The sequence below is a fragment of the Streptomyces sp. NPDC001156 genome, from assembly GCF_053598275.1.
In genome coordinates this window covers 1-10,006 of record NZ_JBSFJX010000260.1, presented here as the reverse complement: position 1 = coordinate 10,006, position 10,006 = coordinate 1, and the positions used below count along the sequence as shown (strand labels likewise).

The 10,006-nt window shown below is 70.6% G+C and carries 11 protein-coding genes and 1 pseudogene; 6 read left to right on the top strand and 6 right to left on the bottom strand.

Annotation, left to right across the window (positions count from 1 at the left end):
• Window positions 1-133: 133 nt before the first annotated feature.
• From ACWDA7_RS46305 to ACWDA7_RS46285, 5 genes and pseudogenes are all read right to left on the bottom strand, one after another.
• Window positions 134-712 carry a hypothetical protein gene (locus ACWDA7_RS46305; RefSeq protein WP_450613379.1) on the bottom strand — a complete coding sequence of 193 codons (579 nt, stop codon included), beginning with the start codon at window positions 710-712 and terminating at the stop codon, window positions 134-136.
• A gap of 191 nt (window positions 713-903) precedes the next feature.
• Window positions 904-1,248 (bottom strand): annotated as a pseudogene (locus ACWDA7_RS46300) (transposase); the annotation flags it as partial.
• A 39-nt stretch (window positions 1,249-1,287) separates the two neighbouring features.
• A complete protein-coding gene (locus ACWDA7_RS46295) occupies window positions 1,288-2,142 on the bottom strand; it encodes a helix-turn-helix domain-containing protein (RefSeq protein ID WP_450613377.1) in 855 nt (284 codons plus the stop codon).
• 25 nt (window positions 2,143-2,167) lie between these two features.
• Window positions 2,168-2,695, bottom strand: coding sequence for a DUF6879 family protein (locus ACWDA7_RS46290; protein ID WP_450613375.1), 528 nt, complete (start codon window positions 2,693-2,695; stop codon window positions 2,168-2,170).
• Window positions 2,667-2,927, bottom strand: coding sequence for a hypothetical protein (locus ACWDA7_RS46285; protein WP_450613373.1), 261 nt, complete (start codon window positions 2,925-2,927; stop codon window positions 2,667-2,669). Before ACWDA7_RS46285 ends, ACWDA7_RS46290 begins: the two co-directional genes overlap by 29 nt.
• A gap of 272 nt (window positions 2,928-3,199) precedes the next feature.
• Between ACWDA7_RS46285 and ACWDA7_RS46280 the strand changes: the two genes are divergently transcribed.
• From ACWDA7_RS46280 to tgmC, 4 genes are all read left to right on the top strand, one after another.
• On the top strand, window positions 3,200-3,550 hold the full coding sequence (locus ACWDA7_RS46280) for a hypothetical protein (protein ID WP_450613371.1): 351 nt from the start codon (window positions 3,200-3,202) through the stop codon (window positions 3,548-3,550).
• Between the two features lie 398 nt (window positions 3,551-3,948).
• Window positions 3,949-4,206 (top strand): putative ATP-grasp-modified RiPP, encoded by a 258-nt coding sequence (tgmA, locus tag ACWDA7_RS46275; RefSeq protein ID WP_450613369.1) that lies wholly within the window; start codon window positions 3,949-3,951, stop codon window positions 4,204-4,206.
• Between the two features lie 11 nt (window positions 4,207-4,217).
• Window positions 4,218-5,174 carry an ATP-grasp ribosomal peptide maturase gene (gene tgmB / locus ACWDA7_RS46270; protein ID WP_450613367.1) on the top strand — a complete coding sequence of 319 codons (957 nt, stop codon included), beginning with the start codon at window positions 4,218-4,220 and terminating at the stop codon, window positions 5,172-5,174.
• Window positions 5,171-6,292, top strand: a complete 1,122-nt coding sequence (gene tgmC / locus ACWDA7_RS46265; RefSeq protein WP_450613365.1) for an ATP-grasp peptide maturase system methyltransferase — start codon at window positions 5,171-5,173, stop codon at window positions 6,290-6,292. Before tgmB ends, tgmC begins: the two co-directional genes overlap by 4 nt.
• Here the strand turns inward: tgmC and ACWDA7_RS46260 are convergent.
• Window positions 6,187-6,642: a type II toxin-antitoxin system RelE/ParE family toxin gene (locus ACWDA7_RS46260; protein ID WP_450613381.1), complete on the bottom strand. Its 456-nt coding sequence runs from the start codon at window positions 6,640-6,642 to the stop codon at window positions 6,187-6,189. The two genes, tgmC and ACWDA7_RS46260, sit on opposite strands and share 106 nt — an antisense overlap.
• 225 nt (window positions 6,643-6,867) lie before the next feature.
• Here ACWDA7_RS46260 and ACWDA7_RS46255 point away from each other — a divergent pair, with 225 nt between their 5' ends.
• Window positions 6,868-9,177: a hypothetical protein gene (locus tag ACWDA7_RS46255; protein WP_450613364.1), complete on the top strand. Its 2,310-nt coding sequence runs from the start codon at window positions 6,868-6,870 to the stop codon at window positions 9,175-9,177.
• 449 nt (window positions 9,178-9,626) lie between these two features.
• Window positions 9,627-9,923, top strand: coding sequence for a hypothetical protein (locus ACWDA7_RS46250; protein ID WP_450613362.1), 297 nt, complete (start codon window positions 9,627-9,629; stop codon window positions 9,921-9,923).
• The last annotated feature ends 83 nt before the right edge of the window (window positions 9,924-10,006 follow it).

Sequence of the window (10,006 nt, the reverse complement as noted above, 5' to 3'; positions counted from 1 at the left end):
GCGCCAGCGGCCGTCGCGCCCGTCGGAGTCCTCGGCGGGCGGTCACGGTGACCGTTCGGCGAACGCTTCCACGAACTTCGCGTTTCGGACACTATCTGGTCGACCTGCAGCCTCCGGGTTCAGAAACAGGTAGTCAGGTCTCGGGGACCCATTCCACGGGAGGGGGCATGCGACTGTAGTGGGGTCCCCTGGTGCCGTACTGGGCGAGGTGCAGGATTTCGCCGCCGACCTGGAGCTCTGCCGGCGGAGGGTTGGGAAGGGAGATCCGCGGGTGACGCTGGCCGTCGATGACGATGCCCTCCCGGAGTTGGTTCCGGCCGTCCGCCCAGCTCTGGGCCCGCTCGCGAGTCCACGGGTTCTGCAGGGTCCGCGGGGCGGCCGGGTCGTGATCGTAGCCGTTGAGGCTTCGGACGAGACCTTCGCTGTAGACACCCTTGACCCGGAAGTTCTCCAGGTCATCCGCGCGCACGACCATGTTGACGTACCGGCGGCCGTTGCCTCTGTGCCGCCCGACCGCATGCCAGCGACCCCAGCCAGGGTCCCAGCGCATGGGCGGGATCCACGGCAGGGCGCCTACCGGGAAGTGCTTTGTGCCACGCTGGATGTCGAGACCGCTCTCGCCGCGCGCGGTTTCCTGCGCCACGTTGGCCACCAGGCACCAGCCCAGCAGTCCGTCCGGCGTCTCTTCTTCGGTGGGTTCCGTGTCTGCCACTCCGAGAATCTTCAGGCACGAGACGGGACGCGAACCAGCTCTTATCAGCTGAGCCGACCGGAGCAAACCACATGCGGATCACCAGACGCGGGAGAGACCGGCCTCGTTCGAACGTGTGGGCGGGGAAGTTGACGCCGCTGGTGGAGAATTGCGTGACCGTCGACATTTGCATCCCGACGTCGGCGCAATGCCCTGAGTTGTCGGTGGGTGATGAGGCAGCAGGCGAGTTTCAGGAATGCTTCGCGGATGTCGGCTCGTCGTTCCCACCGGGTCCGCAGGCGTGGGAAGCCGTGCAACCAGGCAAAACTCCTCTCCACGACCCGGCGGTAGGTGCCCAGCCCGGTACCGTGCCGGGTACCGCGGCGGGCGATCGCGGGCACGACGTCGCGGGCGCGGACCTGGTCGCGGTAGATGTCGTGGTCGTAGCCGCGGTCGGCGAACAGCGAGTCCGGCTTGCGGCGGGGACGTCCTACCCGGCCGCGGACCGGTGGGATCGCGTCGAGCAGGGGCAGCAGTTGGGTGTCGTCGTTGCGGTCCTCCCGTAGAAGGGCAAGGATCGCTCGTCGTGTCTGGGCTCAGCCCAGTGCGTCGATGGCCTTCACGATCAGGGCGCGTGCTTGTGCCGCGTACACGGCCATGCTCCGTAGCTGCTCAAAGGCCTTCACGTACTGCTCGATCTCGCTGGGCTGGGTCACGTTCACCTGCGCCGAGACAAGCTCCACGGCTACGAGCTTCTCGTCGTAGACGTGGAAGGTCTCCTCAGGCCACCGCATGCGCCCGGCCGTCGTCGCCGGGATGATGCCGAGCGAGACCGCGGGCAGCGCCCCAGCAGTCAACAGGTAGCCCAGCTGCGCGGCCATCGTGTCCCCGTCTCCGAGCCGGTAATGGAGCACGGCTTCTTCAATGAGCAGGACGAACCGGCGGCCCGCTTCGTGGATGATGCGAGATCGCGCCACCCGGGCCCGTGCCGCATCAGCGCTGTCGTCGATGGGGAGGTTGTCAGCGTGCGCGGCGATGCTGAGCACGGCCGCCGCGTAGCCCTCGGTCTGCAGCAGACCGGGAACGAGCGTGGACGAGTAGATCCGGAACAGTTCGGTGTCCCGGTAGAACTGCACCCGGCTGTCCTGTAGGTGCTTCAGCCCGTTGCGGACCTGCCCGCGCCACTCGCGGTACATCAACTCGGCGTTGAGGGACTGGACGATGATGTCCTGCGCCTGTTCCTCAGCATGCGTGGCGGCGCACCAGCGCCGGATGTCCTTCGCGGTGGGGCCGGTAACGGCGTTCTCGATACGGGAGGTCTTCGAGTAGTGCCAGCTGCACGCGGAGGCCAGCTCGACGATCGTCAGCCCTGCTTCCTTGCGCAGTTCACGCAGCCGCCTGGCGACGGCCTCGCGCGCGGCCTGGGCGGACGAGGACGGGGAGACGGGCATGAGCTGGCCTACCGGTGCTTGTCTGTTAGTGGATCTTGTACTGGTCGTGCGGGACAGCGCGCTCCCATACCGCCTCGAAGGCTTGGGCGCACAGCTTGGCAGCGGCTGGGTCTTCGGAAATCTCATGGCCGGTCAGGGCGCCGTCGCCGCTGAAGTAGCCCCAGCGGATCAGGCGGTCGTCGAAGAGCCAGAAGTCGTTGCCCGGCAGGGCAAGGTCGGAGGCGCGTCGGCGCGGGAGCCACCGGACCTCCTCGCCTGCATGCAGGTTGACACCGGTCCCGGCGTGCTCGTACCGGATGTACGCGCTCACCGGCTCGGACACGATGCGAGCTCGGCGCACGGTCACGCCGAGCGCGACGGCACCCGAGATGAGGTCGACCCAGGGCGCCCAGTACTCCGACGCGGGATCGGTTTCCGCGCGGCCGGTGCGCAGCCACGTGCTGAAATCGTCGCCTTCGCTGTCGACTCCGTACTGGTCGCGCATTTCCAAGTGCACGGCCGAGCGTGTGCAGGCGGCGATCAGCTCACTGAACGGCGGAACGCTCGACGGCATCGCACGCCTCCCTGATCATGTGCACCATCCTGGCCGGGATACGGATCACGGCTTCGTCGTCCGGAACGCCCGTCGCGTGCCCTGGCACGTCGAATGCAGCGCATTCCGCCTGGAGTTCGGGACCCGGCTTCCAGCCCTGGAAGACGAGTTCCTGCTTCTCCTGGTCGACCCACACGGTTGGACTGTCCGCCTTGCCGGTGTCGGGGTCGATCCCGATGAAGAGTAGCGGCATGTCAGCCCCCATTCGCGAGGTGTGCAGTTCTTTGCGTCAACGTCCCCCGACCGGGCGCCTCGGTCAAGGGCGCAAACTCGTCAAAGCCAGGGACGGAAGGGGTAGTTTGCAAACTTCTGCACATCGCTGGAGGTGCTGCACTTCCCGCTCCTAGCGTCGAAGGCACGACAAGCCCCGGCAGCCGCGCGAACAGCCCCGGGGCATGGCCGAACGCCGTGAAGGAGCGCCGACATGAGGCAAGTTGCAGCCCGGACGCCCACGGGGGTGATCCGGTGAGCAGCGTCATCCACGACATCGCGCCCGAGGCGCTGAAGGTCCTCGCGCTCCCCTCGCTCGACACTCTGGCCGACGCCAAGGTCCGCGGCGCGAGGTGTGTCTGGTGCGGCGAAAAGCTCACCGCGGAGACGGCCGTGGACCTCGGCGAGGAGATGAGCCCGCACAGCGGCACCACCTCGCTCATGCGCTGGTTCCCGCGCGCCTGCCACGGCTGCATCGCCGACCGTGCGCACCGCGGCCTGTTCGCCCACGGCTCGACCTGCGAGCTGTGCCGGAACGAGAAGACCGTCGCCGACTGCTGCGCCGGCCGCGGCCTGTACCGGCTGGTCAGGGAGTACCGCCAATGACCTGCGCCGTACTGCGACGAGCCGATCAGGCCCCACGAGCCGCGCACGTGGCTCCGTCACCGCCGCGGCCACAAGAGCCGACGGCACCTTCGTCGTGCACGACTACCTGTGCACGAGAGTGCCAACCCAGACCGCCCCGTCCAGACGCTGGAGACCCCAGCACCGCCACCCTGACACGGCGCTGGAACGGGCGGCCGCGACGGCGGCCAACACAGCAGCCGCCCCTTGTAGCTCCATCGAAAAGACCCCAGATACGCACTCGAACACGCCGTTCTTTGCTTCCGGAGACTCCTGTCGGCATCCGGGCAAGGGGCTTCGCCCCAGGTCCCCCAGCCCTGGACAGGTCGAGCCCCGGGACGGCCTTCACCATCCACCTTCACCCCGGCCAAGGAGGCACCATGCAAGCAGTGACTAATCCGCCCCCACCGTGGGGCATGCGCCGCATGACCCCGCTGCACAACGGCGAACCCTCGCCCTGGCGGTACGCGGGACTCGACCCGCTGACCCAGACCGGCCGCTGGGTCGGCGGCGACGGCCGCATGAGTCCGGTCGAACTCGGCAAGCACGGCACCTCCGTCAACACCTACCCGCCCACCCAGATCAGCAAGGACGGCAAGGTGGACGGCGACTCCGGCCACGACGCCACCCAGGACTAGGAGGCGCGCCCGTGGACACCCGCCCGGTGCTGGTCTGCACCCAGCACGAAGACGCGACCGCCGACCTGGTCATCACGGAGCTGAACCGGCGCCGGGTGCCCGTTGTCCGCCTCGATCCGGGCCGGGACTTCCCGGCGCCCGCACAGCTCGCCGCCCGCACCGGGGCGCGGGGATGGGGCGGTCGGCTCACGATCGGGCAACACAGGGTCGACCTGTCCGCCGTACGCGCGCTGTACCACCGTCGCCCGCATGCCTACCCGACGGACAGCAGCGAGCAGGGGGCCCGGTTCGCTGCTCAAGAGAACCGGCGCGGACTGGGCGGAGTGCTCGGCGCGCTGCCGGGGTGCCTGTACCTGAGCCACCCGCAGGCCATCGCACGGGCCGAGTACAAGCCGGCTCAACTGGACGCGGCGGGCCGCGTGGGGCTCACCGCCCCGGCAACCCTGATCACCAACGACCCGCTGGAGGCCAAGGCGTTCTGCGCCGAAGCGCCCACGGTCTACAAGCCCTTGCACGCCGGGACATACGAAGTCGAGGGCGAGCCGACCGGAATCTGGGCGGCCCCGGTTAAGCCCGGCGAACTCGACGACGCGGTCAGCCACAGCGCGCATCTGTTCCAAGCGCAGGTGCCCAAGGTGGCGGACGTGCGCGTGGTCGTCGTCGGCGAGCAGTCCTTCTGCGCCCTGATCACCGCGCCGCCCGGGGTCGTGGACTGGCGGGCCGCATACCGAAACCTCAGCTATGAGGTGGTCGACTGTCCACAGGGGGTGCGGCGGGCGCTCGTTGCGTTCCTCGCCGGCTTCGGCCTGAACTTCGGCGCCTTCGACTTCGCAATGACCGCGGACGGCGCATGGTGGTTTTTGGAGTGCAACCCCAACGGCCAGTGGGCCTGGCTCGAAGCCGCGGCCGACCTGACGATCACCACCGCAATCGCAGACCTGTTGGAGAACGGAGCAACCCAGGCATGAGTGACCTGCTGCCGTCGGAGCACCTGCGGGCCGACCTCGCCCGGCACCTGTCCAAAAGCGGCGCCCTGCGCAGTCCGGAATGGGAAGCGGCCGTGTTGTCCGTGCCGCGCGAGGCGTTCCTCTCCCGCGGCTGGTTCGAGTACGACGAAGACGGCTGGTACCGGCCGGCATCCGGGGACTCAGCGGCCCGGCTCGCGCGGATCTACGAAGACGACACCCTCGTCACGCAGGTGGCCGCCGGCGTCTTCCCCGAGCAGATCGAGGGACGCATCGCGGCGGCTCCCTCGTCGTCGTCCACGCTGCCGAGCCTGGTCGTGCGGATGCTCGAAGACCTGCGGGTGAGCCAGGGAGCGCGCGTGTTGGAGGTCGGCACGGGCACCGGTTATTCGACGGCGCTGCTCTGCCATGTCGTCGGGGACGACACCGTGACCACGGTCGAGGTCGACGCGGAAGTGTCCGCCCGCGCCGGGATGGCGCTCGCGGGCACCGGCTACTGGCCTACCCGCGTGGTCGGCGATGGCCTCCTCGGCTACCAGGAGGGCGGTCCGTACGACCGCGTGATCGCCACATGCGCCGTGCACACCGTCCCGGCCCACTGGCTCGCCCAGATGCGACCCGGCGGTGAGGTGCTGGTGACCGTCGGCGGATGGATGCACGCCTCCGAACTCGTCCGGCTCACGGTCGCCGACGACGGCACAGCCGGCGGTCCCGTGCTGGGCGGACAGGTCTCGTTCATGATGGCCCGTCCCCACCTCCCGCCCCCACTCGGCATCCTGCCGAACCTCGGCGAGGGCGACGCGCAGCCGACGGAACTGGGCGGCGACGTGCTCGAGGACAGCTCGGCCCGGTTCGTCGCGCAGTTCGCCGCGCCGCACGCCCAGCGGCTCACCCTCGAACGGGACGGCCGAGCCGAGCACGTCGTGATCGACGTGGACGCCGGGTCCTGGGCCGTGGCCTTCCAAGACGGCGAGCGGTGGATGGTCCGGCAGGGCGGCCCGGCGCGGCTGTGGGATCAGATCACGGAACATCTCCTGCAGTGGCATGCGGCCGGTCGACCACCGACCGACCACATGCGGCTGCACATGGGCCCCGACGGGCAACGCCTCACCTGGGCGTGACCGCGGGACAACGGCACTTCAGCTGCCCCGTCCGTCCGCTGCCCCCCCGTGGCGGACGGGCGGGGCTTGTCCGCCAGGCGGCGCACCGGCGCGACCCCCGCTTGTGCGAGTTTGGCGCGCGTGACCTCGGCATCCTCCCGCATTCTTGTCTTGCGGAAGACGGCCCGCAGGACCGCGGTGCGGTTGGCGGTGAGCCAGTACGTGATGCGTATGGCAGCACCGTCGGGAGTCGGGCGCAGCTCCCGGACTCCGTCGCCGAGGCAGCGGGCGTAGGGCTCGCCGAGCGCGGCGACGTGTTCCGCGAGCAGCCCGACGTATTCGTCGATTTTGAGGAAGTGCTTGGCCGGCAGGGGCGCCCGCGCGCAGCCGGGTTACGGCGATCCACATATCCCTTGCCGCGGGCGTAGGAGCGGGCACCGGCCAGGTGGATCAGCCGTTCTTCGGTGAGTGCCGCCGGCTGCATGCCTCCATCCGACCGCAGGGCCGGTTCCGTCCGCCGTGGTGCACCACTGGGTGCGGGTGAGGCGGGCTGCTTGCGGTACGGGCTGCTGTGCTGTGCCGCTACGCTGCCGGGGGTGAGCACCCCCACAACCACCCCCACACCCCTGCGACTCGACCTCGCATCCTTTCTCGCCTGGGCCGAGCGGCGCGGCACTGTGCTTGATGCGCGTGCCGCGGAGGCCGTGCTCGGCCTGCTCGCGCTGAGCGGGGCGCGCCGCCGGCCCGGCTTCCCGGAGCCCACTGAGGAGCTGGTGGAGGAGCTGCTGCACACCCTGCTGCCGCTGTACGTGAGCGCCACCGAGGCCGAGCTGCCCGGCTTTTTGGCCGCGGTGGCCGCGCTCGCCGACCATACCCACGAAGAGGGCAGGCTCAACGCCAAACGGCACGCCAGGCTGGTGGCCCGGGTGCAGGAGCTGGCGGAGGGCTTCACCGAGATGATGACCAGCCCGCAGCGCGTCACCTGGGCGCGGCTGTACGGCAACCTGCTGCGGGCCGAGGGCGTGGAGGCCGCCGATACGCGGGCCGTACGCGCCTGGCTGGAGGCGTTCGCCGCCCGCCCCTATGCACAGCGGCAGACGGCGCTCGGCCTCGCCGCCGCGGACGGCCCACTCGCCGCAGCCGGCTGGCTACGCGCGCTGAGGGGAGAACGCTCCCGGCAGGCCCGCTCCCTGCTCGCCGGGCGTCTGCAGGCCGTGGCCCTGGGCGAGCAGGTGCGGCCCCCCTCCGGCCAGGCGCCGCTGATCCCCGACGCCCCGCAGGGCGAGCCGGACGTCCCGCAGGAGCAGGAGGACGCCTGGTACGACGCCCAAGCCGGCGTGCTCTTGGACCGCTGGACGGCAGCCGGGCTCGACGCCCTGCTGCGCGGCCCGTACGCACACCTGGCACCCGGCGCCGGCAGCCACGCGCCGCTGCTCGGCATCGTCGGCGAATTGGCCGACCAGCACCTGGAGACGTTCGGCCCACATCCTTCCCCGCTGCCTCCACCGCCCCTGCCGGCCTCCCCCGAAGAGCAGGCCGCCCAACTGCGCGCCGCGCCGCTGCCGCAGGCCCTCGCGCAGGCCGCCGCCACCTTGGACACCGCGGATGAGCAGGTGCGTGAGCTGGCGCTGGCCAGCGGCTTCCTGACCGTCGACGCGCACGGCGCACCCATCCCGGGGCCGGCCGCCGAGGTATGGCAGCACGGCGGGCCTGCCGAGCTGGCCGGGCTCGCCCTGGACCTCCTGGGCGCGCTGCTGGCGCAGCTGGCCGATGACGAGGAAACCGCCGAGGAGTTCCCCGGCGAGCACCTCGGCCCGCTCTACTTCCTCTATCAGCAGGCCGGGGTGGCCCAGTCGGTGGCCCGGCAGGCCGCACAGGAGGAGCTGTGGATCGTTCCGCCGGGGCACCAGAGCGCCCCCGATGCGTCCGTCCCGGCCACCGGTCCCTACGAACTCCCCCCTCCCGAAGCTCTGTCCGCGGTCACCGGCATCCCCGCACTGAACGAGGCGGACCGCGACGACCTGCAGCCGGCCGCCGCCCGCCTGGCACGCGTCATGGACCGGCTGGCCGGACTCGGCATCGCCGAGCGCACCGGCGACGCGCTCACCCTCACCCCCCTCGGCTCGGCCCTGCTGCGTGACGCACTCCTCCTGGGCGCCGGCGGGGCCGACGACGGCGCCTTCCCCACCCAGGCACAGGTGCGCACCTGGACTGCGGACCTGCTGGTGGCCGCCGCTCAGCACTGGCCGCCGGCCGCGGCCCGTCAGGTGCTCGGCGACTGGCTGACCGAACGCGGCACCGACGGCTGGCCCGCACTGCTGGCCGCGCTCGCCGCCACCCCTCCTGGGCCGGACGCCGCCGACCGGCGCGCGCTGCTCGGCCTACTCGACCTGACGGCCGCACCCGCCCAGGCACTGCACGCCCAGCTGGCCGACCCGGTGCTCGGCGGCCACGCGGAACGCGCCCTGCGCGAGCGAGGCCTGACGCCCGACGCCTTTGCGGTGCCCTCCGCAGCCCGCGCGGTGCTCCTGGTCGACGAACTCGAAGCAGTGCGCCAAGCGGCCTTGCTCACCCACCGCCTGACCGCCGCTGCCGGGCAGCACGAACCAGAGCTGCCGCTCCAGGTACACGCGGCCTTCGACAAGGCCGCGGCCGACTGGCCCGGCGGCGGCCCGCTCCTGCTCACCGCACTCGCAAACGCAGACCCGTACCAATCCGCCTTCCTCGCACAACAGCTCACCCACCACCCTGACCCCGCCACCGCCGAAGCAGCCCGCCACGCCTGGCGGGCATACCGCAGCGACAGGAATGCCGCGCTCACCAGCCATCCGCGCAAGGCGAAGCCCCACTCCCCACGCAAGCGCCCGGCCGCCAAGCGCTCCGCGAAGAAACGCAAACGGCGCTGATTCGGCTGAAGATGGGCTCTGCCGGGCGTGTCGGTGACTGGGTGTGAGTCCTTGACGACGTAGTCCCGGGCCGCCGGGGGATCGAGCCGGGGCTGCGTCGTGCCGGCGCCGGTTTCGATGGTGTCCCGCCCAGTGGTGGAGCAGCGATCACCGCATAGCCCCTGGTCATGAGGCGGCCATCGCGGAAGTCTCCGAGCAGGGGTGCGGGTGCCGGTAAATCATCCGGCCGCCCTGATACCCCTGTCCGTCGCGGAAATCCGCCGCCTCATCGGTCTGGTCCTTTGCCCGCACCGCCTCACCCCACAGCACCATCTGCGCTGGTCATGGTGGAGACGCCTCAGCCAGACCCGGGCCCGCAGCAGCCTGTCCGGCGTGAAAACCGGGGTTCGAGCACCTGATCAGGACGTTTCGCTGCGGGATGGTGGTGGACTGGGGCATGATCGAGGTCCATGCGGTGGTCATGGGTCTATCTGCTGACGCGCAGGTCTCTGGAGCTGGCGGGCCTGCGGTTGCTGGGCAACGCGGCAAGGGACGTTGAATTGCTGCGCATCCCCGCCGACCGCCGCCTCTACCTCACCGCCACCCCCTACGTGTGGGAGGCGCCCCGCCTGACCGAGGCACCCACAGGCGACCCGCAGCCCAAGCGCACCCCCGCCACCGCTCCCGACTGGGACGACCCGGCCCTGCTGGCGACCATGGACCAGCCGAAGATCTTCGGCCCCCGCCTGCACACCTACTCAGGTTGAACTCGTGATGTCCGAGTACCGGTGACGTTCCATGATCCCTGCGCTACGAGGGGTTCATGCGGTACGCGCAAGGGGGCGGCCTG